Source organism: Celeribacter sp. HF31, from assembly GCF_011806455.1.
GTDB lineage: Bacteria > Pseudomonadota > Alphaproteobacteria > Rhodobacterales > Rhodobacteraceae > Celeribacter.
Genome location: NZ_JAATOT010000008.1, coordinates 125,249 through 149,473 on the forward strand (window position 1 = coordinate 125,249; position 24,225 = coordinate 149,473).

Consider the following 24,225-nt stretch of genomic DNA (forward strand, 5'->3'; position numbering starts at 1 on the left):
AAGAGGTCGCAGGTCGGCAATCGGGTCAGACCGCTTGCCCCTCGCGCCCCTTAGGCCTATCTAGGGCAGGACCCCGTGTTTCGCACCAAAGAGGCTCTCATGTCCCACAATCCCATCCGTCCCTGGCGCAACATCGACCGTCGTGTGAGCCGCAAGATTTGGGTCGGGAATGTGCCCGTGGGCGGCGATGCGCCGATTTCCGTGCAGACGATGACCAACACACTGACCCATGACGTCAAAGCCACGCTGGATCAGATCATCCGCGCTGCCGAGGCCGGAGCTGACATCGTGCGGGTTTCCGTGCCGGACAAGGAAAGCTCTGCGGCCCTGAAAGAAATCTGCCGCGAAAGCCCGGTGCCGATCGTCGCTGACATCCATTTCCACTACATGCGTGGCATCGAGGCTGCAGAGGCCGGTGCGGCGTGTCTTCGTATCAACCCCGGCAACATCGGCGATGAGGCGCGGGTCAAAGAGGTGCTGAAAGCCGCGCGCGACCACAATTGCTCGATCCGCATCGGCGTGAACGCAGGCTCTTTGGAAAAGCATCTCCTTGAAAAATATGGCGAACCATGCCCCGACGCGATGGTCGAGAGCGGCATGGATCACATCAAAATCCTCGAAGATAACGACTTCCACAATTTCAAAATCTCGGTGAAAGCCTCCGACGTCTTCATGGCCTCCGCCGCGTATCAGCAACTGGCGGAGGCCACCGACGCGCCTATTCACCTCGGCATCACCGAGGCGGGCGGGCTGATGTCCGGGACGATCAAATCCTCCATCGGTCTGGGCCAGCTTTTGTGGATGGGCATTGGCGACACGCTGCGTGTGTCTCTCTCCGCCGATCCGGTCGAAGAGGTCAAGGTCGGCTATGAAATCCTGAAATCCCTCGGCCTGCGCCACCGTGGTGTGAATATCATTTCCTGTCCGTCCTGCGCGCGTCAGGGCTTTGATGTGATCAAAACCGTGGAGGAATTGGAGAAACGCCTTGAGCATATCAAGACGCCGATGAGCCTCTCAATCATTGGATGCGTGGTGAATGGACCGGGCGAGGCGCTTATGACCGATGTCGGCTGGACCGGGGGCGGGGCAGGTCACGGCATGGTCTATCTGGGTGGCAAACAGGACCATAAAATGTCAAATGACCACATGGTCGAGCACATCGTCGAACAGGTCGAAAAGAAAGCCGCCGAGATCGAGGCCGCCGCCGCTCAGGATGCCGCGGAATAACGCTTCCGCGATATGCGTTTCCTTTGTTGCCTCAACGTTTTTCACTGAATCTGCCACAGATTGAGTGAAAAACGTTACTACATCTATTCGGTGCTGCGACGCTTCTCAAAATTGAGTGCCTCAAGTTTTTGAGAAACGCTTTAAATACTCAATAGAAAACCCCGCCCAAAAGGCGGGGTTTGTCATGTCAGGATATGAAATCTCTGCTCAGCGGTTCGCGCGTACTTCGGCGACGATCTCGACCATGCCGTCATAGGGCACATAACCGCGCAGCATCTGGTCGCCCAAGATGAACCCCGGCGTGCCGGTGATCTGCAATTCCTGCGCCAGCTGATGGTTCAGCGCCAGGATCGCGGTGACCTCATCGCTCTCCATCTCCGCCACCACCGCATCGGCGTCGATCTCAAGCCCGTTGGCCAGACGGCGCAGCATGCCTTCGGACACATCGCCACGGGCCTGCATCAACTCATCGTGCAGCTTGAGATAGGCCTCATTTCCCGCCACAAGTTTCGTCGCCACGGCAAAACGAGACGCCAGAACGGAAGCCTCGCCCAGAATCGGGAATTCCTTGACGATCAGTTTGATATTGCCGTCTTTTTCCAACAAAGCCTGCACGTCCGGGTAGGCTTTCTTGCAATAGCCACAGCGGTAATCGGAGAATTCCACCAGAACGATATCGCCATCCGGATTGCCGTAAACCGCGTCGTTTTCATCGTTGTAGATCACTTCGGAATAGGCGGCGATCAGATCGGCGTCATTGGCGACCTGGGCCTCGGCCTGGCGCTGTTGATAGACCTCATAGGCCTCTTCCATGATCACCTCGGGGTTTTCCATGATGAACGCCCGGACCTCGGCGCGAAACGCCTCGCGTTCGGCGTCCGACATGTCGGTGATGTCAAAGGCCTGCGCGGCCAGCGAGGTGGTCGCGGTCAAAAGGGCGGCGGCCCCAAAACGCGTAACAGGGCACGCGAAGGCTTTGGCAAAATTCATCGGGTCTCTCTCCGTCTCAAATCTGGTCCACCGCGTGTATCACATCTTTGTGCCAGAGCCACCCAACAGTTGCGTGACCCAAAGCCGCAGTGCCCAAAATGCTGCCCCGAATATTGCGCCTTGGCACATTATGCACCCCCTGCGCCACATTGCATTTTCTGCGTCTCGCTGGCATGGGAGGGCAGACTTAAAGAATAGGAGCCTCCCCATGAAAACCTCGAAACGATCCGTGGTCGATCCCTTCATCGTGATGGATGTCATGGAGGCGGCCCGGGCGGCGGAGGAGGCGGGGCGGCACATCATCCATATGGAGGTCGGTCAGCCCTCGACGGGGGCGCCTGAGAAGGCCCGCGCGCGGGTGGAACAGGCGATGGAGGCCGATCCTTTGGGCTATACGGTCGCGCTCGGCCTGCCGGAGCTGCGCAAAGGCATCGCGGCGCTGTATAAGGATTGGTACGGCGTCGATCTCGATTGGCAGCGCGTGGTGATCACGCCTGGCTCTTCGGGCGCCTTCATTCTCGCTTTTACCGCGCTCTTCGATGCGGGCGCCAAAGTGGGCATGGGCGAGCCGGGCTACCCGTCCTATCGCCAAATCCTGAGCGGCTTGGACATCACCCCCGTGGGCTTGCCGACCAAGTTGGAGAACCGCTTGCAACCCGTGCCCTCCGATATTCCTGACGGTCTGGATGGCTTGATCGTGGCCTCCCCCGGAAATCCCTCCGGCACCATGCTGGATCATGAGGCCATGGGTGCACTGATCAAAACCTGTCAGGACAAGGGCATCGCCTTTATCTCCGACGAGATTTACCACGGCATTCAATATGAGGGCCGGGCAGTGACCGCGCTGGAGCTGTCGGATGATGTCTATGTCATCAATTCGTTTTCGAAATTCTTCTCCATGACCGGCTGGCGCATCGGCTGGATGGTGGTGCCCGAAGATCATGTCCGGGTGATCGAACGCATCGCGCAGAACTTTTTCCTCTGCCCGCCGCATGCCTCGCAGGTCGCGGCTTTGGGCGCATTGGAGGCCCGGCAGGAGTGTCAGGAAATGGTCGATGTCTATGCCGAGAACCGTCGTCTCATGCTCGAAGAGCTGCCGAAGATCGGCTTTGACAAGATCGCGCCGCCGGACGGGGCGTTTTACATCTACGCCGATGTTTCCGAGCACACCGACGACAGCAAGGCGTTTTGCGACGAAATCCTCGCCGAAGCGGGTGTCGCCGTGACGCCGGGACTGGATTTCGATCCTGTGCGCGGCGCGCAGACCCTGCGGTTTTCCTACGCGCGCTCGACCGAGGACATCTGCGAAGGCCTGACCCGGCTCAAATCCTTTATGGCCAATCGGTAACGTGTCAGGGCACACACCTGTGTCACGCTTTGGTCAGGGCGGCGTTCTCCCATAGGCAAAGCGCGTCGGGCAGGGTAGGTTTCGGCGAAATGTTTTTGAGGATGTCATGGTCAAGCTTTTCAAACCGCTGGTTTTCGCCGCTCTTCTCGGGCTCTCTTCGGGCCTGTCTGTCGGTGGATCCGCTTTTGCCCAGAGCGGTCTGACGGCGCTCGCCCGCGCCGACAGCAGCGCGTCGGCGCTCGTGGATCAGGGCGAGCGTGTCGAAATGATGCTACGGCTGAGCCAGCCGGTGCCATTTCGTATTTTCACCCTCGATGACCCGCGCCGCATGGTCATCGATTTCGCCGAGGTCGATTGGACCGGATTTGACACGGAGGACTTCGACACCGCCGAGGGCATCACCGGCCTGCGGGTGGGCGGGTTCGTTCCCGGCTGGTCGCGGATGGTGTTGGATTTGGCCGAACCTTTCCGGCTGGTCCATGCCCAGATGTCGCGCGACGACAAGGGGGCGGTCCTGACTTTGACGCTCGATCCCACGGCTTCGGACGAATTTGCCTTGGGGGCCGGAACGCCACCCGATGCGCAGCTTGTGCGCCCCTCCACGGACGACGCGCCCAAAGCCGCGCCCGCGCGCAAATTGGGCGACGGTCCACTGCGCGTGGTGCTCGATCCCGGTCATGGCGGCATCGATCCCGGCGCGGAACGGGACGGGATACAGGAAAAGGCCCTGACCCTGACATTCGCCCGCGAATTGCAGGATGTGCTCAATCGTGCGGGCGGGTTCGAGGTCACTCTGACCCGCGCCGAAGACCTTTTCGTGCCGTTGGAAACCCGTCTGACGCTGGCGCGCGCGGCCGGTGCCGATGTGTTCCTCTCGATCCACGCCGATGCGATTGCCGAGGGCCGGGCCGAAGGGGCGACGATCTACACTTTGGCGGCACGCGCCTCGGATGCGGCGTCGCAAAAGCTCGCGGAGCGCCATGATCGGTCGGATTTGCTGTCTGGGGTCGATCTCACGGGGCAGGATGATGTGATCGCGACCGTGCTCATGGACATGGCCCGCACGGAAACCACGCCGCGCACGGATCGTCTGGCGGATGCTTTGGTGGCACAGCTCGACGAAAGCGTCGGCATGCACAAACGTCCGCGTCTGGAGGCCGGGTTTTCGGTCCTCAAAGCGCCCGATATGCCCTCTGTCCTGATCGAATTGGGCTTCCTGTCCTCGGCCAAGGACCGTGCGAAGCTTGCCGATCCGGCCTGGCGGACCAAAGCCGCCTGGGCGATCCGCGATGCTTTGTCGGCCTGGGAAGACCAGGAAATTGCGCTTCAGGACAAGCTCAGGAAGTGAGGGCGGCCATGTTCGCTGGCCACCCTCCAAAAGCGCTTAATGCGCCATCATATCCGCAGCGATCTGATCTGCCGTCAGATCGACCGGGAAATAGGTCGGCCAATTGCTCAGCTCTTCGAGCACGGCGGCGCGGTCATTGCCCCAATAGAGGTGGTAGTGATCGGCTTTCGACGGGAAGATGCGGTGATCGCTGAACTGGATGAACTGCGGGGCCGCGTCATCGCCGGAGACTTTTTCGAAGATAAAGCGCACGCCACGGTTGCCGCGTGAATAGGTCAGAACCTCATAGCCATCGTCTTCATATTCGCCAGAGATTGCGCCGCCGGCTTGATGGAAGGTGACGGTGCTGCCCTCGATCTCGATCCGGTCCACGTCGGTGGCATAGCCAGTGGTGTAATAGGCGGTGTAGTCTTCGACGGATTTGTCGCCATGTTCGGCCTTGTGCTCCATCACCGCGTCCAGTTTGCCTTCGGTCAAAAGCGGGTAGACGGATTGCCAGTCGCCGGCCCAGTCGGAAAGCGGGCGCGGGGCGATTTGGCTGTCTTCGAAATAGCCGTCGTAGATTTTGTCGTCTTGGGCATGGTCGTGTGCGTGCTCTTCGGCATGATCGTGATCATGAGACTCGGCTTGCGTCTGAGCCGTAAAGCTCAGCGTGGCGGCGAGTGCGGTCGCGAGGGCGAGAGATGTTTTCTGCATCCGGGTCTTTCCTTGTTGTTCCGTCCTGTGGATCTGTGATCTCACGTGGCGACGTTATGAAATAACATAACAACACGGACTTAGGAAAATGACGCCGGATTGGCAAGCGTCAAAAATTTTGGAAACACATCGCCTCAGGGGAGGCCGATTCACCCGCTCTTGCGCGCCAACCACACGGAATGCCCGGTGCAGCCGGGGTCCTCAGGCGTGAAAGCGATCACCTCCATGCCCTCATTTGCCATCAACTGACGATATTCTTCGGGCGAAAGCGAGGCGTGATAGACCGTCTCATGCTCGACATTGCCAATGGCTTCACCGGCGTCAGGGCCGGAGGTGAAGAGCAAAACGCCACGCGGCGCGAGGTGTTTGGCGAATGTCGCAAACATCGCCCGCTGATCCTCGGCGGTGAGATGGAAAAAGCTGTCCCAGGCCACGACCGCATCGAAGGTCTCGCCCAGATCGAGACCGCGCATGTCGGCGCGGATGGCCCGCGCGCGGGGCAGGTTCTGTTGAAACAGCGCGACCATGGCCGCCGCGCCATCGACTCCCGTCACTTCGCAGCGCCGGTCATAAAGATACTGCGCAATCGGTCGACCCGACCCACACCCCAGATCAAGCACATGGCGCTTGCCCTCGGTCTGCGGCGTATAGCCCAGCATCCGGTCAAGCCAGGGGCGCTCGAACAGGGTTTTGGACCGCGCGATGTCGAAGGCGCGGGCCTGGCGTTCATAGGTCGGAAGGATATCTTCGGGTCTCATGCCTCGCAGATAGGCGCGACGCGGGCGCAGGGCAAGCGGCTCTGTTCACATCCACCTCACGAGCGGCGCCTTTCTGCTCACATTTGCGCGCGAAGGGGCCGGGGATGTTTTGACCACGGCGCCCGCGCTGTATAAGGAGAGGCAAACCCGGGCGGTTCCGATGCGAGTCAGCGCGGGTGTTGTGGTGTGGGAAAGGCTCTTCAGTGCTCAGATTTATCTTTTCGTTTTTTGGCACAATCTTCTCGTGGATCACCACGGGGCTGTTCTTGCTGGCGCTGGTCGTCGGCGGCATCTTTTGGATGTACGGTCGCGATTTGCCGAACCACGAAGCCCTGGCGCAATACCAGCCGCCGACGATTTCGCGGATTTACTCGGGCGAAGGCCGGATCATCGACGAATTTGCCAAGGAACGTCGCCTCTATACGCCGCCGGAGGAAATCCCCGATCTGGTGAAATACGCTTTCATCTCCGCCGAGGATAAGAATTTTTACAAACACCATGGCTATGACCTGCGTGGTATGGCCTCGGCCGCGTTGACGGCGGCGCAGGGCGGGCCCCTGCGCGGCGCCTCGACGATCACCCAGCAGGTGATGAAAAACTTCCTGCTCGACGGCTCGCGGTCTGCCGAGCGCAAGATCAAGGAATTGATCTTGGCGACGCGTCTGGAGCAGACGCTCACCAAAGACGAAATCCTCGGGCTTTATCTCAACGAGATCGATTTGGGCGTGCGGTCCTTCGGTGTGACGGCGGCGGCGCAGAGCTATTTCAACAAAAGCCTGTCGGAGCTGGCGCCCGAAGAGGCGGCCTTTCTCGCGATCCATCCGAAGGCGCCTTATTCCTACAACCCGGCGAAGAATTACGACGCCGCGCTGACGCGGCGCAACTACGTGCTGCGCGAGATGTATGAGAACGGCTACCTGACGCAGGAGGTCTATGAAACGGCGCGCGAAAAACCGATCAAATCGGTGCAGACCGGCGATTATCCGAGCTACCGCGAGAGCCTGCCGACGCGCGATTACTTTACCGACGAAATCCGCCGCCAGCTGTCGAAGAACTTCGGCGAAGAGGAGTTCTTCGAAGGTGGCTTGTCGATCCGCGCCACGATTGATCCGGAAATGCAGACCAACGCGGCGCATGCGCTTCAGAAACGGCTCGAAGAGCTGGATCGTGGCATGGGCCAGTGGCGCGGCACCGGCAAGACGATCGACGCCGCAGCGCTGGACGATGGCACATGGGAGGCGGCGCTCTCCGAGATCCGGGTGGCACGCGATGTGACGCTGGATGGCAAATGGTATGTCGGCGCAGTGAACGAAGTGGGCGACAGCGCCCTGACAGTCATGGTCGAGGACGGCGTCGGCGAAGTTTCTGTGCCGCGCGAGGACATCAAATGGGTGCGCGGATCGTTCCGGGACAATTTCACCCGCGGCGACGTGGTCCACATCCGCCGCATGACCACCGGCGACAACGGCGAGGGCGATCTGATCCGCTGGTCGCTGCGTCAGGTGCCGGAAGTGCAGGGCGCCTTCATGGCGATGGACGTCAACACGGGCCGGGTGATCGCGATGCAGGGCGGGTTCTCTTATCAGAACTCGGTCTTCAACCGCGCCACCCAGGCGACGCGCCAGCCGGGGTCTTCGTTCAAACCCTTCGTCTATGCAGCCGCGCTCGATAGTGGCTTTACGCCTGCGACCATCGTCGTCGACGCGCCGATCGAGATCAACACGCCGCAGGGTGTCTGGCGGCCGAAAAACGCCTCGCGCCAATTCTACGGCCCGACGCCCTTGCGGACCGGGATCGAACAGTCGCGGAACCTGATGACCATCCGCCTCGCCCAAGAGGTCGGTATGGACACGGTCGCGCGCTACGCGGAACGCTTCGGTGTTTATGATCACATGGGGCAATATCTCGCCTCGTCTCTCGGCGCCGAGGAAACCACCGTGTTCAAGATGGTCTCTGCCTACGCCATGTTCGCCAACGGTGGCGAGCGCGTCGAACCGACACTCGTTGACCGGGTGCAGGACCGCTACGGGCGCACGATTTATCGCCACGACCAGCGGGTCTGCGAAGAATGCGACGTGGCCTCTCTGGCCCCCGGCGTGGCGCCCAAGATCGTGTCGAACCGCGAGCGTATGATCAACGCGATCACCGCCTATCAGCTGACCTCCATGATGCAGGGCGTGGTCCAGCGCGGCACGGCCGCCGGGCGCGTCAACCTGCCGGTGCCGGTTGCGGGCAAGACGGGGACCACGAATGACGGCAAGGACGCTTGGTTCATGGGCTTTACCTCGAACATCGTGGCGGGCTGTTACATCGGCTACGACACGCCGCGCGCGATGCGGGGCGCCTCGGGCGGTGGCTTCTGTGGCCCGGTGTTCAACGATTTCATGCAGGACGCGGTGAAAAAATACGGCGGCGGCAAATTCAAAGTGCCTCCGGGCGGCCATTTCATCAAGATCGACCGCTACACCGGCGCGCGTCTCAACGACAGTGCCTCTGGCCCGAACGTTGTGGCGGAATATTTCCGCGATGGCGAAGAGCCGATCTTTGGCCTGATGTATGACGGGGGCTTTGCCATGGGCGCGGATTTGCCGCTGTTTGAAGGCCAGACCAGCTCGTCGGGCGAGCGCGAGGTGCAAACCTCGACAGGTCGGACGATCACGGTGCCAGAGAAGGCACCGATCAACTCTCTGTCGTCGGGCGGGTTGTACTAAGCCTCAGACCAGACTGCAAAAAAAGAAGTCCAGAGATGGGCCTCTTTTTATCTGTAGATATGTGAGGACAGTCGGCGCCGAAATTTGAGAAACCGCTCTTCGTGAAGTGTCACATCAGCCTCTTGCGTGGCCCCCAGACGGGTCAAAGCTCCCGTGTGACGCCGGGTGGGCGGCAAGAGAAAGGTCACGCTGTCGATGCGCGGGTCTTGTCGCGCGGCGTCCAGAGCCCGCTTTGTGATGTTGCGACCGAGGCCGATCGCATCGCGCGTGAGGACCAGACCGAAATCCCAGTCTTCGCCTTCACGCTCGAACCCGCCCCAGCCCACATAAGCGCCGTGGTCGAGAAACGCCCAATGCCCGAGGCCATGCGTCGCCCAATGCGCGTCTTTTGCGGCCACCCGGTCCTGTGTCATCGCATCCGTCCAGGCGCCGGTCAAAAGCGGCATATGCGCAGCCACGAAAGGGTCGGACATATGGGCCGCAAGGCGCTCCGTGGGACTGTCGCTCAGGCGGGCAAATTGGATGTCATGTGCTGTCATGCCGCGAAAAGGGCCTGAAAGCCGTGCCACGGTCAAGACGACAGGAGGCCGAACACGGAAGAGTGACGCCCCTTGCCTCCGGGCGCTGCAACGCGTATCTCTCGGCAAACGTTCAAAAGACCGACCCCAAGAGACCGATAAGGTGACCTGCCGTGCGCGCTGAAATCCAGAATACCGTTGCGAAGATCGAAAAATCCGTGGCCTTGCTCAAACAGCGCATGGATTGGGACACCGCGCCGCATCGCCTCGAAGAGTTCAACGCGATGATCGAGGACCCGACGCTGTGGGACGACCCGGAGCGGGCGCAAAAACTCATGCGCGATCGCCAGATGTTGATGGACGCGCTGAAAACCGCGACCTCCATCGAGCAGGACATGAAGGACAACATCGAGCTGATCGAATTGGGCGAGATGGAAGAGGACCAAGAGGTCGTCACCGAGGCCGAAGATACGCTCAAGGCGCTGGCGGAAACCGCCGCCGCGAAAGAACTTGAAGCGCTTTTGGACGGCGAAGCGGACTCCAACGACACCTTCCTCGAGATCAACGCGGGCGCGGGCGGCACGGAGGCCTGTGACTGGGCGTCGATGTTGCAGCGCATGTATGTGCGTTGGGCGGAGAAGAAAGGCTACACCGTCGAGCTTCAGTCCGAAGAAGCGGGCTCCGAGGCCGGGATCAAATCCGTGGCCTATAAAATCTCCGGCCACAATGCCTACGGCTGGCTGAAGTCTGAGTCGGGCGTGCACCGTCTGGTGCGCATCTCGCCCTTCGGCAAGGGCACGCGCGAGACGTCCTTTGCCTCCGTCTGGGTCTATCCGGTGGTCGATGACAATATCGAGATCGAGGTGAACCCCGCCGACATCCGCATCGATACTTATCGCTCGTCTGGTGCGGGCGGTCAGCACGTGAACACCACCGACTCCGCCGTGCGGATCACCCACGCGCCGACCGGCATCGTGGTGACCTCGTCGGAAAAGTCGCAGCACCAGAACCGCGACATCGCCATGAAAGCGCTGAAATCGCGGCTCTATCAATTGGAGCTGGACCGGCGCAACGCGGCGATCAACGAGGCGCATGAAAGCAAAGGCTCGGCGGGTTGGGGCAACCAGATCCGGTCTTATGTGATGCAGCCCTATCAGATGGTCAAAGACCTGCGCACCAATTACGAGACCTCGGACACCCAGGGCGTGCTCGATGGCGATCTCGACAAATTCATGGCCGAGACGTTGGCGATGAATGTGGCGGGCAAATCGCGGGCCGATGCTCAGGGTGAGTAATCCTGGAGACGAACCCGGACGACGCCCGCCTGGATCAAAAATGACATCAAAGGCCCCCTGAGCGGGGCCTTTTTCATGAAGTGATCACGCCTTCGTGCAACGCTTGCCGCAAGGTCGCTTTGCCCCAATGTGACAAACTCACCGACACCGCTGCACACCTGCGCCTATTGTGGCTGCCAAGCGGGAAAACCTGCACATAAAAGGAAGCGCACATGATCAACCCAGCCCAAACCGGGCCCTTTTACGGAGGGCTTTGGAGATGATTACAGAAATCACGCCCACGGAATTCACCCCCTTTGCCTCGCTCTTTGGAGGCATATTGATCGGCACCGCCGCCGTGCTGTTGATGGCTTTTCAAGGGCGCATCTTTGGCGCCACCGGCATCCTCGCGGGCTTTCTGACGCCTGCGAACTCCTCGGATTGGGCCTGGCGTGCCGTGCTTTTGGCGGGCATGGTCACCGGTCCGCTGGTCTACGCGCTGTTCACCGGCCATTTCCCCGAAGTGGATGTGCCCGTCACCAAAGGCGCGCTTTTGATCGGCGGTTTCATCGTGGGCATCGGCGTGAGCTATGGCTCCGGCTGCACCTCCGGCCACGGTGTCTGCGGCATGGCGCGTCTTTCGCCGCGCTCGATCGTTGCGACGCTTTCGTTCATGGCCTCGACCGCGGTGACCGTTTTCGTCATTCGCCACATCTTCGGAGGCGCATGAGATGAAACTGATCCTGACCTATGTGATCGGGCTGATCTTTGGCCTCGGCATCTCCATGTCCGGCATGGCCAACCCGGAAAAAGTTCTGAATTTCTTCGACTTTTTCGGGGTTTGGGACCCGTCCTTGATCTTCGTGATGGGGGGCGCCGTGACCGTGAGCTTCTTTGGCTACCGCTGGTTGTTCAAGCGCTACGAGACGCCCGCCTTCGAGCCTAAATTCACCGTACCCACCTCGCGCGTCATCGACGCCAAGCTGGTGGGCGGCTCCTTGGTCTTCGGTGTCGGCTGGGGCATCGCGGGCTTTTGCCCGGGCGGCGCTTTGCCGGCTTTGGGGACCTTCGATCCGTCGGTCTGGCTGTTCTTTGTCGCGCTCGTGGCGGGCATTTTCGTGGCCAAAACCCTGATGAAACAAACCGCGGCCCGTGCCGCAACATGAACGATACTGTGCGCCGCCTGACAGGGCCGCGCAAGAGATGAGAGGAGAAACTAACATGGCATCCAACTACCCCGTCGATCTGTCGGTCAAACCCGAGGTCAAAGCCTTTTTCGATCCGGCCACATGGACGATTTCCTATGTGGTGAAAGACCCGGCCTCGGACGCCTGCGCCATTGTGGACAGCGTCATGGACATCGACTACGCCGCCGGTCGCATCACCTACGAGTCCGCCGATGAGATCATCGCCTATGTGAAAGAGCAGGGGCTCAAACTCGAATGGCTGATCGAGACCCATGTCCACGCCGACCACCTCTCCGCCGCGCCCTATATTCAGGATGCGCTCGGTGGCAAGATCGGCATCGGCGAGCATATCGTCACGGTGCAGGAAACCTTCGGAAAAGTCTTCAACGAAGGCACCGAATTCCAGCGCGACGGCTCGCAATTCGACCGCCTTTTCAAGGATGGCGACACCTATTCCGTTGGCTCCATGCACTGTTTTGCCATGCACACGCCGGGCCACACGCCCGCTTGCATGGTGCATGTGATGGGGGACGCGACCTTTACCGGCGACACTCTGTTCATGCCTGACGGTGGCTCGGCGCGGGCGGATTTCCCGGGGGGCGACGCCGCCGTGCTCTACGACTCGATCCAGAAAGTGCTGGCCCTGCCGGACGACATGCGTCTCTTCATGTGCCACGACTACGGTCCGAACGGGCGTGACATCGCCTGGGAAACCACCGTGGGCGCCGAGAAGGACCACAACATCCACGTCGGCGGCGGCAAATCCAAAGAGGAATTCGTCAAATTCCGCGAGGAGCGCGACGCTCAACTGGCCATGCCGCGTCTGATTATTCCCTCTTTGCAGGTGAATATGCGTGCTGGTGAATTGCCGCCAGCGGATCAGGACGGTAAGACCTTCCTGAAAGTTCCGGTGAACGGTCTCTGACGACGTCTTTTGATGCGTGGGGCCGGACCGGTTCCACGCACAGGAGACGCGAACATGGACTTCAACAAGATCAACGATCAGATCACGGTCAGCGGCCAGATCACCCCCGAGGAGGTGACGATCCTTAAGGAAAAGGGATTCAAGACGCTGATTTGCAATCGCCCGGACATGGAGGTGGAGCCGGGTCTCTCGTCGGAGGTTCTGGAACAGGCGGCGAAAGAGGCGGGGCTGAGCTTTGCCTATCTGCCGATCTTTCCCGGCCAGTTCACCGAAGAGCTGATCGAGGAAACCGCGCGGGCGCTGTCTGAGCTGCCCGCTCCGGTTTACGCCTATTGCCGCTCCGGCACCCGTTCGACCACCGCTTGGGCCCTGGCGCAATCCGGTCAGATGGAGGCGGAGACGATCATCAGCCAGGCCGCGGACGCGGGCTATGACATGCGGGGTTTGCGCCCCTATCTGGCGGGATAACAAGCCAATTCGTGCCTGTCCCGTCAACCACAACGGTTTTCGGGACATCTCGCCTGAGGGGGCGGACAGGTCCCCAATATAGCGAGGAGACGCACGAATGGAAATTAAACGGATCACGGACGGCCTGTCCGTCTCGGGGCAGGTGCAGCCCGAGGATATGGCCAAACTCAAACGCCGCGGCTTTCGTGCGGTGGTGTGCAACCGCCCCGACGGCGAGGCAGGCGACCAGCCCAGCCACGAGGAAATGGCCCGTGCCGCCGAGGCCGAGGGGCTTGAGTTTCTCTACCTGCCGGTGACGCCCGGCATGGTGACCGAAGAGACCGCCACCGCCTTTCGCCACGCGCTGACCGAACTGCCGGGGCCGGTCTTTGGCTATTGCCGCACAGGCACGCGCACCACGACGCTTTGGTCTTTGGCGATGGCCAAGGAGAAATCCGTGGTCGACATTTTGGCCGCGACCAAGGCCGCAGGCTACGACATGACCGGCGTGGCGCGCCGCATCGCCAATGGTGGCGTGACGCCGACGGATTCCGTCGAAGATGCCAAACATGAGGTGGTGATCGTCGGCGGGGGCGCGGCCGGTGTGGCCGTCGCGGCCTCTCTCAAAGCCCGCAAACCGGACCTCGACATCGCGCTCATCGACCCGGCGGACATCCACTATTACCAACCCGGCTGGACCATGGTCGGCGCAGGCGTGTTCGAACCCTCCACCACGGCGAAAACCATGGGGTCCCTGATCCCGCGCGGGGTGCATTGGCTCAAGTCCGCCGTCGCGGCTTTCGAGCCGAAAAACAACGCGGTCATTCTCGACGGCTGCCGGGTGGTGAAATACGACCGGCTGATCGTCTGTCCGGGGCTCAAACTCGATTGGGACAAGATCGAAGGCCTCGTGGAAACACTGGGCAAGAACGGCGTGACGTCGAATTATCGTTATGATCTGGCCCCTTACACTTGGGAGTTGGTCAAGGGGCTGAAAGGCGGCAAGGCCGTCTTCACCCAGCCGCCGATGCCGATCAAATGTGCGGGCGCGCCGCAAAAGGCGATGTATCTGTCCGCGAACACTTGGGAAGAGGCCGGTGTTCTCGGCAATATCGACATCCAGTTCATGAATGCGGGCGGGGTGTTGTTCGGGGTGAAAGATTACGTGCCTGCGCTGGAAAGCTATGTTGAACGCTATGGCGCGAACCTGAATTTCTTCCACAATCTGAAATCCATCGACGGGCCGGCCAAGACAGCCACTTTCACGGTGGCGAAACCCGACAGCGAGCCCACCGAGGTGACCGTCGATTTCGACATGATCCACGTGGTGCCGCCGCAAAGCGCGCCGGATTTCATCAAGGTCTCGCCCTTGTCCGACGCGAGCGGTTGGGTCGATGTGGATCAGGTGACGCTGCGCCACAAGGAATTCGACAACATCTGGTCTCTGGGCGACGTGATGAACGCGCCCAACGCCAAAACCGCGGCTGCCGCCCGGATGCAGGCGCCGATCGTGGCCGAAAACGTCGCCGCCGACATCGACGGCAAAGGCCCGCAGGCGGGGTATAACGGCTATGGCTCCTGTCCCCTGACGGTGGAGAAGGGCAAGATCGTTCTCGCGGAATTTGGCTATGGCGGGGTGCTGTTGCCGTCTTTCCCGAAATGGGTGCTCGACGGCACGAAACCGACGCGCAAGGCCTGGTGGCTCAAGGAACAGATCCTGCCGCCCGTCTATTGGAAGGCCATGCTGCGCGGCAAGGAGTGGATGATCAAGCCTGAGAAAGTTTCGGCGAAATAAATGCGAAGGGCGGGCCGTGGTCCGCCCTTTATGACCAATCTGAAAGGACACCGCCCGTGTCATCTAAACTGTCGTTCGACCCGCGTCTTTTGAAACGCTACCTCCCCATTCTCGACTGGGGTTCGAAATACAACAGCGCCGCCTTTGCCAATGACGGGGTGGCCGCGATCATCGTGACCATCATGCTGATCCCGCAATCCCTGGCCTATGCGCTCTTGGCGGGACTGCCGCCCGAGGCGGGGCTTTACGCCTCCATCGTGCCGATCATGCTCTATACGGTGTTCGGCACCTCGCGTGCCTTGGCCGTCGGTCCGGTCGCCGTCGTCTCGCTGATGACCGCCGCCGCCGTCGGGCAGGTGGCCGAACAGGGCACGGCGGGCTATGCCACCGCCGCCATCACACTGGCCTTCCTGTCAGGCGCCATGTTGGTCACCTTGGGCGTCTTCCGTCTCGGATTTCTGGCGAATTTCCTGTCGCATCCGGTCATCGCAGGCTTCATCACCGCCTCGGGCATCCTGATTGCCGCCTCTCAGCTCAAGCATATCTTTGGCGTCAGCGCGGGCGGACACACGCTTTTGCACCTGTTGGAGAGCCTCTGGACGCATCTGTCCGAGATGAATTTCATCACCTTGGTGATCGGGGTTCTGGCCACCGCTTTCCTGTTCTGGGTCCGTAAAGGCTTGAAACCTCTGTTGAAAAAACTCGGCCTCGGCCCACGTCTCGCCGATGTCATCACCAAAGCGGGCCCAGTCGCGGCGGTTTTCGTCACCACGCTGGTGGTCGGCGTCTTCCGTCTCGATGAACATGGCGTGCGTATTGTCGGCGAGGTGCCGCAGAGCCTGCCGCCGTTTACCTGGCCGATCAGCTCGCTGGCGTTGTTGAAGCAACTCTTCATCCCGGCGCTTCTGATCTCGATCATCGGCTTCGTGGAATCCATCTCGGTCGCGCAAACCCTGGCCGCCAAGAAACGCCAGCGCGTCGATCCCGATCAGGAGTTGATCGGTCTGGGCGCGGCTAACCTCGGTGCGGCCTTCACCGGCGGTTTTCCGGTCACGGGCGGGTTCTCGCGCTCTGTCGTGAACTTTGACGCGGGCGCCGAGACGCCTGCGGCCGGCGCCTTTACCGCCGTCGGCCTCGCCATCGCCGCGCTCTTTCTGACGCCGCTCATTTACTTCCTGCCGCAGGCGACCTTGGCCGCGACCATCATCGTCGCCGTGCTCTCTCTGGTGGATTTCAAGATCCTCAAAACCACCTGGGCCTATTCGCGCGCCGATTTCACCGCCGTTCTCGCGACCATCGTCTTGACGCTGGTCTCCGGTGTCGAGGTGGGCGTGTCTGCGGGGGTGATCCTGTCCATCGCGCTGCATCTCTATAAGACCTCGAAACCTCACATTGCGGAGGTGGGTCTGGTGCCGGGCACCGAGCATTTCCGCAACATCAACCGCCACGAGGTGCTCACGACGCCCGCGGTGGTGACGATCCGGGTCGATGAGAGCCTGTATTTTGCCAATGCGCGCTTCCTTGAGGATTACATCCTCGACCGGGTGGCGGGCGATGAGGCGCTCAAACACATCGTGCTGATGTGCCCGGCGGTCAATGAGATCGACACTTCGGCCTTGGAAGCGCTTGAGGAGATCAACCGGCGTCTGGCCGATGGCGGCATTCAACTGCATCTTTCTGAGGTCAAAGGCCCGGTGATGGATCGCTTGCAGAAATCGCATTTCCTGCACGATCTGACGGGGCAGGTCTTCCTCAGCCAATTCGCGGCGATGAAGGCTTTGGGGGATGTGACGGGCGATGTGACATCACCCACACCCGCCAGCGACGCGGCTTAAAAGAGAACGTCCTCCCAAATCGGGAGGGCGTTTTTCATTCGGCGGGCTGGAGCTTGGCCGAGATGACAGGGCGCGATTGCGCATATTGCCCAAGCCAGACCGCGAAGAACACCAGCGCCATGCCAAGGCTTTGCAGCAGCGACAGGCTTTCGCCGGCAAAGATCAGCCCCAAGGCCACCGCCGTCACCGGGCTGAGAAAGCCCAAAGGCGCAACCGTTGCCGGGCCGAGGCGGGCAATGCCCCTGAAGAAAAAGTAGTAGGTCAAAGCGCCGCCGATCAGCCCGAGATAGGCAATGCCCGCCATGTTCGTCGCGGTAAAGGTAGGCGTCGGCGGATCAATCCAGATCGCCAGCGGCACAAGCAAAAGCCCGCCCGCCACCAACTGCCATGCGGTGAAAGTCAGGGGCGGCACGGGCGGGGTCCATTTGCGGCTCAAGACGGTGCCAAGCGCCATGGACACGGCACCACCAAAGGCGGACAAAAGGCCAAGGCCATCGAGCTGCGCCGTGGGGGTAAGCACCAGCGCGCCGACGCCAACGACGCCGATCAGCCCGGCGAGCACCGCTAAGGGCCGCATTGGCGTGCCAAGCAACATCCTTGAAAGCGCCAGAATGATCAGCATCTGCGTCGCGCCGAGGGTCGCGGCGACCCCACCGGGCAGGCGATATGCGGCGACGAAGAGACAAATCCAGAACAGGGTAAAATTCAGCGCGCCGAGCAGCAGAAGTTTCGGCACCCAAGTGACGGGCGGCAGTTGCCGCAGGATCAGCAAAAGCAAAATCCCTGCGGGCAGGGCGCGCAACAGCGCGATGGTGACGGGGATGCCTTCGGGTAAAAAACGCGTGGTGACGAGGTAACTCGATCCCCAGATCGCGGGGGCGAGGCCCGTCATGATGAGGTCCGTTGTGCGGGATGTCGTTTGGGACATTGCATTTCTCCATTTATCTTGATGTCAAGATATGTCGATACATCTTGACGTCAAGATAAAATTTTGAGACATCTTCTGCTATGGATGAACAGACACTCACACCCGACGATATTCGCGCACAATGGGGTCGAGAACGCCCGAACCTCGACACGGAACCCATGGCGCTGATCGGGCGCATGGGGCGGCTCGTGCGGGCGCTGACGGCAGAGATGGAGGCCACTTTTGCCCGCCACGGCCTCAATGGCGCGAGCTTCGATCTCTTGGCGACGTTGCGGCGCTCGGGCGACCCCTATGCGCTCACCGCGGGCGAATTGATGGCGCAGATGATGATCACCTCCGGGACCGTGACCAACCGGATCAACCGGTTAGAGGCGCAGGGGCTGGTGGTGCGGCGCAGCGATAAAGATGACGCACGCCGGGCGATTGTGGCGCTGACCGAGGCCGGGTTCGAGGTGATCGAACGGGCGGTCGAGGATCACGTCGCGACGCAGAAACGCCTGACGGAGATGTTGAGCGCCGAGGAATTTGCGCAGATCGACGGCTTGCTCGCCAACTGGCTGGAGCGACTTTAGGGGCTTTAAACTCGGGTTTTCAACACGCGGGCGACGAGGGCCGCGTGGTCCGGTTCGATTTGCCAGCTACAGGCCACTTCCCACGCCAGTGCTGCGGTTTTCTCAGGGGCTGTCGCTGTCTCAGGCCGGGTGCGCAGCGCATCAAACGCAAGATCATCCCTGCGCGCCTCATCCCAGTCGATCAGGGCCGGGCCTGCCTCCGTCTGGATCAGGTTGCCTGCGGTGAGATCGCCGTGAATGACGCCGATCTCGCCATCGAGGGCGCCCCATGCCTTGCGGCACAGCGCGAGCAGATCGGCGGGCAGGGCGCAGAGATCTACGTCTCCGCCGGAAGTTTCCGCAAGAAGATCGCGGGACGACCGGAAGTCGGGTCTTTGCGGTAACTCACTGGCATTGCGATGAAAGGCATCCATCCGTTCGGCGATCTGCGGCAGGTCTTCAGGCTGAAACGGGCGGCCGTCGATCAGCGGCTCGCAGGTCCATCCTTCCGCCCCCAACCGTCCGTCCTGCGTATGGATCAGCCGAGGCACAGTAAAGCCTACGGCTTCAGCAGCGTCATGAACGGGGGTGAGCCAGCGCAATTGCGCTTCCGTGCGACGGGTGGATTTGAACACCAGATCCTGCGCCAGCTCAGAGGTGCGAAACACGGCATTGCGATGGCCACCGCCAAGCGGTTCGAGAGGGGCGGAAAGGCCCCAAAGATGAATGGGCGGCAGCATCAGTAGACCAGCCGCACGAGGCCGAGGGTGAGCACCGGAAAGGCCACAAGGATTGCCACACGGATCAGGTCGGTGAGGACGAAGGGCAGCGTGCCTTTGAAGGTTTCCGAGATCGGAACATCGGGGTCCAAGGCATTGATGATGAAAAGATTCATGCCCACGGGCGGCGTGATCAACCCGACCTCGACGACGATCAAGACGATGACCCCGAACCAAAGGCCGAACTCGCCGGGTGTGAGGCCGAAATCCAGCCCCGCCATGATCGGATAGAGGATCGGGATGGTGAGGAAAATCATCGACAGGCTGTCCATGACACAGCCGAAGGCGAGGTACATCAACAGGACCGCGATCAGGATCAGCCAGGGCGAGAGTGTCAACCCCTCGGCCCAACCTGCGGCGGCCATGGGCAGGCCGGAGAGCGCCAGGAAATTGTTGAACATCTTGGCGCCCAGGAGGATCAGGTAGATCATGCCGGTGGAGGCGGCGGTCTCGAAAATCGCCTCTGCGACGCCGCGCCATGTGAGGCTGCCGGACAAAAGTGCCACGAGGCCGGTGCCCGCCGCGCCCACGGCGGCGCCTTCGGTGGGCGTGAAAATGCCCAGATAGATGCCGCCGACAACGGCGCCGAAAATCGCGATCACCGGCCAGACGTTGAACAGTGCGGTGAAGCGCTCAGCCCAGCTGGCAGGCGCGCGGGAACTGCAACAATCGGGGCGCAGGCGGACATAGATCGAGATGCAGATCATGTAGCCGAGGGCGGCGAGCAGGCCGGGAACGAAGGCGGCGAGGAAGAGCTTGGCGATGTTTTCCTCGGCCAACATGGCGTAGACCACGAGGATCAGCGAGGGCGGGATGAGGATGCCCAACGTGCCACCCGCCGCGAGGGAGGCTGTGGCGAGGCGGCCCGAGTAGCCGTAGCGTTTCAACTCGGGGAGCGCGGTTTTGCCCATGGTTGCAGCCGTCGCCAGTGACGATCCGCAAATCGCACCAAACCCCGCGCAGGCCCCCACGGCGGCCATGGCCACGCCGCCTTTGCGATGGCCAAGCCAGGTCTCGGCGGCCTTGAACAACCCCGTGGACATGCCGCCCAGCGTGGCGAAATGGCCCATCAGGAGAAACAGCGGGATGATCGAAAAGGAATAGGAAGAGAACTCGCCATAGGTCAGATGTTTGAGCTGGCTCAGCATCATGATCGAGTTGCCGTTGAGCAAATAGGCGCCACCAAAACCGACAACCGCCATGGAGACCCCGATCGGGATGCGCAGAAACAGAAGCAGCAGAAGGACGGGGAAGGACCAGAGACCGATCTCGATGCGGCTCATGATTGCACCTCCGTGTGCGTTTCCGGTAGGATCAAAGCACGGATCGCGCGCAGCACAGAAAACAGGGCGACGAGACAGGCGACGACCATCACCGCCATGGCAGCGCGATAGCCCCAGACCAGCGGGATTTGCAGGATAAAGGTGGTCTCGTGATAGGCCGCCTTGTCGAGCATGCCGAGCCAAAGCCGCCAACTCAACACCAGCGTGAGCGCGCACATCAACAGCTCGCCGATCAGATCGAGCACCCGGTTGGGCCGCGCGCCGAAAGCCGGTTTGAACAGATCGACGCGGGCGTGGGTGCGGAAAAACTGTGCGTAGGGCAGCGTGGAGAAGACCGCGAAGCCGATACCCAGCTCCACGAGTTCGATGTCACCCGGCACGGGGCCCAGCCCCAAACCGTCCAGTGCGCGGCCCGCGACGGAGACGCAAGTGACCCCGATCACCGCGAACAACCCGAGCCCGCCCAGAAGCGCCGTGATCTGCGCCAACTGGCCGATCCGCTTCGACACTGTGTCATACATATGTCCTGCCCTCAAAACCCTGCCTCGGGTTTAGCGGCTGCACCTTGCCGGTCAACCGCAAAACGTGGGTCTCATGCCCCTCAAATCGCTTTGAAAGATGTTTGACTGTGAGGTCAAAATTTGCTTGTCTTGGGGGGATTTAACAGGTCTCACAGACCTCTGTGCCGCACTGGAGAGCCCCAATGAAACGCTCCACCGTCAATGACATCATCCGCGAGTCCGATGCCTTCATGCGGTCTTTCGGCTTTGTCATGCCGCCCTTTGCCTATCTCGCGCCCGAGGCGCTGCAAGAGCACGTCGAGGAGGGCGGTGCGATGATCCGGGACCACATGATGGGCTGGGACATCACCGATTACGGGCAGGGGGATTTCGAGGGCCTTGGGCTGTTTCTCTTTACCCTGCGCAACGGAAATGCCGCCAATGTCGCCCGCGGCATGGGGCCGCTTTACGCCGAAAAGCTTTTGATTTCAGGGGAAAATCAGATCAGCCCGATGCATCACCACCTCAAGAAGACCGAGGACATCATCAATCGGGGCGGCGGCACATTGGTGCTTGAGCTTTGGACACGCACAGGTGACGAGATCGACGAAACAGCGCCGGTCGAGGTTGTGACCGACGGTCAGTTAAGAGTGCTGAAACCGGGCGAACGTTTGGCGCTGGCGCCCGGGGAAAGCGTCACTTTGGAGCCCTGGCATTGGCATGCCTTTTGGGGCGAGGGCGGCAAGGTTTTGATCGGCGAAGTGTCGAATGTGAATGACGACCGCACCGACAATATCTTTCGCGATCCCATCGGGCGGTTCTCTGACATCGAAGAAGACGAGGCGCCGCTGCATCTCTTGGTCAGCGATTACGGGCGTTGGCTCTAAGATGATTGCCCGAGGTGATTGCCCGAGGTGATTGTATGCGCCCACACCAAGGTGTAGCGTGGCTCTGATAGACGTGCCGGGAGGGGTGATATGTCGGGCTGGGTTTCTCGGGTGATGATTTACGATTTTGAGGAGCAGGCGGCTTTTCCGGTCCTTGAAACCGACATGGAAATTGCCGCGCCCAATTGGGTGCCGGACGGCTCGGCGCTCATGGTGAATGGTGACGGCAGCCTGTTCTGGGTCGATCTCGACCAGCCGGAATTGCTCGAAATCGACACCGGGCTTTGCATCAATCTGAACAACGATCACGGTCTGTCGCCCGACGGCGAGACGCTCTATTTTACTGACCATTCCTATGGCGGCGCGGCGCGGATCTGGCGGCAGGACCTTGGCGCGGATGACGATCCCATCGAGGTCAGCCGCAAAAAGCCCTCGTGGTTTCACGGCATCTCACCCGATGGCGGCACCATCTGTTACACGGGCGTGCGTGAGGGGCTGTTCGGCATCTACACGGCGCATGCGGACGGCGGGCATGAGACCTGTGTCATCGAAGGCGCGCATCATTACGACGGGCCGGATTTCTCCGCCGATGGCAAATGGATCTGGTTCAATTCCGACCGCACCGGCGCCTCTGAGCTGTGGCGCGTGCGCCCGGATGGGTCGGGTTTGGAGCGCATGACCGAGGACGCCATGGTCAACTGGTTCCCGCACCCGTCACCTGATGGCGATAGGGTTGTCTATCTTGCCTATCCGGAGGGTACGGTGGGCCATCCTCCGGGGATGCATGTGGAGCTGCGGCTCTGGTCCGGGGGGGATCGTCCGACGGAAACTCTGGTGCAACTGACCGGCGGTCAGGGGACGATCAACTCGCCATCATGGTCACCCGATGGACAGGCCTTTGCCTATGTCGAATATGCGTCTTGATCTGATCTTTTTCACCCTCTGTTTGGTCCCCCCCGCGATGGCGGCGGAGTTTGATCGCGCGCTTCTCCCCGATCCGATCACGGACGCCGATTACATGGCGGTGACCCCGGCGGAGGCCGAACTGGGCCAATTGTTGTTTTTCGATCCGATCCTTTCGGGCAATGACAATATCTCCTGTTCGACCTGCCACCACCCGCGTCTTGGCACGTCCGATGGGCTGTCTTTGGGCATGGGCGAGGGCGGTGTTGGTCTTGCCCCGACCCGGGTCGCCAACCCAGATAACCTGCCCGAAGATCGCATCCCGCGAAACGCGCCGGTGCTCTACAATCTGGGCGCACATGAATATACCGTGATGTTTCATGACGGTCGCGTTGAAATGACCGGGGGTCATTTACGTGTGCCGATCGAGGACGATTTCTTTGCCCGCGTTTCCGGCGTCTTGGCGACGCAGGCCGCTTTTCCGGTGCTCTCGCCCGATGAAATGGGCGGGCAGGTGAGTGAGAATACGCTGTCTAAAGCCATCCGCCAGGGCCGATTTTCGGGCGACGGTGGTGCGTGGGATATGATCGCGGAAAAGGTCGCCGCCATCCCCGAGTATCAGTCCCGGTTCGAGCAGGTCTATCCCGAGATTGCCTTTGGTCGCCCGATCCATTTCGCCGATATTTCCAACACCATCGCCGCCTTCATGGCCTTTGAATACCGCTCTGACGACAGTGCCTTCGACCGCTATCTGCGGGGCGATGATGCGGCTTTGTCCGAGGCCGCGCAAAAGGGCATGACGCTGTTTTACGGTGAGGCCGGATGTGCCACGTGCCATAGTGGTAAGTTCCAGACAGATCACGATTTTCACGCCATGGGGCAGCCACAGCTTGGCCCCGGCAAGACGCTGGATTTCGAGCGCGGCAACCGCGACGAAGGCCGCTATCGGGTGACCGGAAAGGCCGAAGATCTCTACGCGTTCCGCACGCCCGCGCTGCGCAATATCACCCTGAGCGCACCCTATGGCCACGCCGGCGCCTATAGCGATCTGCGGTCTTTTGTGGTGGCCCATCTCGCCCCTGCCGACAGCCTCGCGCATTACGAAAGCTTCCACGCCACGCTGCCAGAGGTGCCGGGTTTGGAATACGATTGGAACGTGATGAACAGCGCCGAAGACCGCGCGGCGATCTTGGCCGCCATCGAGGTCGAAGACCGCATTCTGCCCAGCGAGGACATCGACGCGCTCATGGCGTTTTTGGCGGCGCTCGAAGACGATCCGCGCCGGTTGGGTATTCCCGACACCGTTCCCTCAGGGCTTTCGTTTGAGAAATAACG

The 24,225-nt window shown here is 61.0% G+C and carries 23 protein-coding genes; 15 read left to right on the top strand and 8 right to left on the bottom strand.

Annotation, left to right across the window (positions count from 1 at the left end; genetic code table 11):
* Positions 1–99 precede the first annotated feature (99 nt).
* Positions 100–1,227, top strand: coding sequence for a flavodoxin-dependent (E)-4-hydroxy-3-methylbut-2-enyl-diphosphate synthase (gene ispG / locus HCZ23_RS16900; protein ID WP_167602923.1), 1,128 nt, complete (start codon positions 100–102; stop codon positions 1,225–1,227).
* Positions 1,228–1,434: 207 nt separating this feature from the next.
* Here ispG and HCZ23_RS16905 read toward each other — a convergent pair whose 3' ends face one another.
* Positions 1,435–2,217, bottom strand: coding sequence for a DsbA family protein (locus HCZ23_RS16905; RefSeq protein WP_167602924.1), 783 nt, complete (start codon positions 2,215–2,217; stop codon positions 1,435–1,437).
* A 208-nt stretch (positions 2,218–2,425) separates the two neighbouring features.
* Here HCZ23_RS16905 and HCZ23_RS16910 point away from each other — a divergent pair, with 208 nt between their 5' ends.
* Both HCZ23_RS16910 and HCZ23_RS16915 read left to right on the top strand, forming a co-directional pair.
* Complete coding sequence (locus tag HCZ23_RS16910) at positions 2,426–3,565, top strand: pyridoxal phosphate-dependent aminotransferase (RefSeq protein WP_167602925.1); 1,140 nt, start codon at positions 2,426–2,428, stop codon at positions 3,563–3,565.
* 106 nt (positions 3,566–3,671) lie between these two features.
* Complete coding sequence (locus HCZ23_RS16915; protein ID WP_167602926.1) at positions 3,672–4,913, top strand: N-acetylmuramoyl-L-alanine amidase; 1,242 nt, start codon at positions 3,672–3,674, stop codon at positions 4,911–4,913.
* 36 nt (positions 4,914–4,949) lie between these two features.
* Here HCZ23_RS16915 and HCZ23_RS16920 read toward each other — a convergent pair whose 3' ends face one another.
* Both HCZ23_RS16920 and HCZ23_RS16925 read right to left on the bottom strand, forming a co-directional pair.
* Positions 4,950–5,609, bottom strand: a complete 660-nt coding sequence (locus tag HCZ23_RS16920; RefSeq protein ID WP_167602927.1) for a metal-binding protein ZinT — start codon at positions 5,607–5,609, stop codon at positions 4,950–4,952.
* A 149-nt stretch (positions 5,610–5,758) separates the two neighbouring features.
* Positions 5,759–6,367 carry a class I SAM-dependent methyltransferase gene (locus tag HCZ23_RS16925; protein WP_167602928.1) on the bottom strand — a complete coding sequence of 203 codons (609 nt, stop codon included), beginning with the start codon at positions 6,365–6,367 and terminating at the stop codon, positions 5,759–5,761.
* Positions 6,368–6,570: 203 nt separating this feature from the next.
* On the opposite strand from HCZ23_RS16925, the gene HCZ23_RS16930 reads away from it, so the two are divergent.
* Positions 6,571–9,078: a PBP1A family penicillin-binding protein gene (locus HCZ23_RS16930; protein ID WP_167602929.1), complete on the top strand. Its 2,508-nt coding sequence runs from the start codon at positions 6,571–6,573 to the stop codon at positions 9,076–9,078.
* A 47-nt stretch (positions 9,079–9,125) separates the two neighbouring features.
* Here HCZ23_RS16930 and HCZ23_RS16935 read toward each other — a convergent pair whose 3' ends face one another.
* Entirely contained in the window at positions 9,126–9,617 is a 492-nt protein-coding gene (locus HCZ23_RS16935; RefSeq protein ID WP_167602930.1) for a GNAT family N-acetyltransferase, read from the bottom strand.
* Between the two features lie 152 nt (positions 9,618–9,769).
* Between HCZ23_RS16935 and prfB the strand changes: the two genes are divergently transcribed.
* From prfB to HCZ23_RS16970, 7 genes are all read left to right on the top strand, one after another.
* A complete protein-coding gene (gene prfB / locus HCZ23_RS16940) occupies positions 9,770–10,891 on the top strand; it encodes a peptide chain release factor 2 (protein WP_167602931.1) in 1,122 nt (373 codons plus the stop codon).
* A gap of 259 nt (positions 10,892–11,150) precedes the next feature.
* Positions 11,151–11,600, top strand: coding sequence for a YeeE/YedE family protein (locus tag HCZ23_RS16945; protein WP_167602932.1), 450 nt, complete (start codon positions 11,151–11,153; stop codon positions 11,598–11,600).
* Position 11,601: 1 nt separating this feature from the next.
* Entirely contained in the window at positions 11,602–12,036 is a 435-nt protein-coding gene (locus HCZ23_RS16950) for a DUF6691 family protein (RefSeq protein WP_167602933.1), read from the top strand.
* 55 nt (positions 12,037–12,091) lie between these two features.
* Positions 12,092–12,982, top strand: a complete 891-nt coding sequence (locus HCZ23_RS16955) for an MBL fold metallo-hydrolase (RefSeq protein WP_167602934.1) — start codon at positions 12,092–12,094, stop codon at positions 12,980–12,982.
* Positions 12,983–13,036: 54 nt separating this feature from the next.
* Positions 13,037–13,450, top strand: coding sequence for a TIGR01244 family sulfur transferase (locus HCZ23_RS16960; protein ID WP_167602935.1), 414 nt, complete (start codon positions 13,037–13,039; stop codon positions 13,448–13,450).
* 97 nt (positions 13,451–13,547) lie between these two features.
* Positions 13,548–15,224 carry a bifunctional protein tyrosine phosphatase family protein/NAD(P)/FAD-dependent oxidoreductase gene (locus HCZ23_RS16965; protein ID WP_167602936.1) on the top strand — a complete coding sequence of 559 codons (1,677 nt, stop codon included), beginning with the start codon at positions 13,548–13,550 and terminating at the stop codon, positions 15,222–15,224.
* Positions 15,225–15,280: 56 nt separating this feature from the next.
* Positions 15,281–17,059 carry a sulfate permease gene (locus HCZ23_RS16970; protein ID WP_167602937.1) on the top strand — a complete coding sequence of 593 codons (1,779 nt, stop codon included), beginning with the start codon at positions 15,281–15,283 and terminating at the stop codon, positions 17,057–17,059.
* Positions 17,060–17,093: 34 nt separating this feature from the next.
* On the opposite strand, the gene HCZ23_RS16975 is transcribed toward HCZ23_RS16970, so the two are convergent.
* Positions 17,094–17,987, bottom strand: a complete 894-nt coding sequence (locus HCZ23_RS16975; protein WP_167602938.1) for a DMT family transporter — start codon at positions 17,985–17,987, stop codon at positions 17,094–17,096.
* Between the two features lie 80 nt (positions 17,988–18,067).
* Between HCZ23_RS16975 and HCZ23_RS16980 the strand changes: the two genes are divergently transcribed.
* Positions 18,068–18,559, top strand: coding sequence for a MarR family winged helix-turn-helix transcriptional regulator (locus HCZ23_RS16980; RefSeq protein ID WP_167602939.1), 492 nt, complete (start codon positions 18,068–18,070; stop codon positions 18,557–18,559).
* A 5-nt stretch (positions 18,560–18,564) separates the two neighbouring features.
* On the opposite strand, the gene HCZ23_RS16985 is transcribed toward HCZ23_RS16980, so the two are convergent.
* The 3 genes from HCZ23_RS16985 to HCZ23_RS16995 are packed head-to-tail and all read right to left on the bottom strand — an operon-like array spanning position 18,565 to position 21,121.
* Positions 18,565–19,278: a phosphotransferase enzyme family protein gene (locus tag HCZ23_RS16985; RefSeq protein WP_167602940.1), complete on the bottom strand. Its 714-nt coding sequence runs from the start codon at positions 19,276–19,278 to the stop codon at positions 18,565–18,567.
* Positions 19,278–20,600, bottom strand: coding sequence for a TRAP transporter large permease (locus HCZ23_RS16990; RefSeq protein WP_167602941.1), 1,323 nt, complete (start codon positions 20,598–20,600; stop codon positions 19,278–19,280). The genes HCZ23_RS16985 and HCZ23_RS16990 overlap by 1 nt, the downstream gene beginning before the upstream one ends.
* Positions 20,597–21,121, bottom strand: coding sequence for a TRAP transporter small permease (locus tag HCZ23_RS16995; RefSeq protein WP_167602942.1), 525 nt, complete (start codon positions 21,119–21,121; stop codon positions 20,597–20,599). Before HCZ23_RS16995 ends, HCZ23_RS16990 begins: the two co-directional genes overlap by 4 nt.
* Before the next feature lie 182 nt (positions 21,122–21,303).
* On the opposite strand from HCZ23_RS16995, the gene HCZ23_RS17000 reads away from it, so the two are divergent.
* The 3 genes from HCZ23_RS17000 to HCZ23_RS17010 all read left to right on the top strand — a co-directional run bounded on the left by HCZ23_RS17000 (position 21,304) and on the right by HCZ23_RS17010 (position 24,223).
* Complete coding sequence (locus HCZ23_RS17000; RefSeq protein WP_167602943.1) at positions 21,304–21,987, top strand: D-lyxose/D-mannose family sugar isomerase; 684 nt, start codon at positions 21,304–21,306, stop codon at positions 21,985–21,987.
* 90 nt (positions 21,988–22,077) lie between these two features.
* Positions 22,078–22,911: a hypothetical protein gene (locus tag HCZ23_RS17005; protein WP_217703243.1), complete on the top strand. Its 834-nt coding sequence runs from the start codon at positions 22,078–22,080 to the stop codon at positions 22,909–22,911.
* Positions 22,892–24,223, top strand: coding sequence for a cytochrome-c peroxidase (locus HCZ23_RS17010; RefSeq protein WP_167602944.1), 1,332 nt, complete (start codon positions 22,892–22,894; stop codon positions 24,221–24,223). The genes HCZ23_RS17005 and HCZ23_RS17010 overlap by 20 nt, the downstream gene beginning before the upstream one ends.
* Positions 24,224–24,225: the final 2 nt, after the last annotated feature.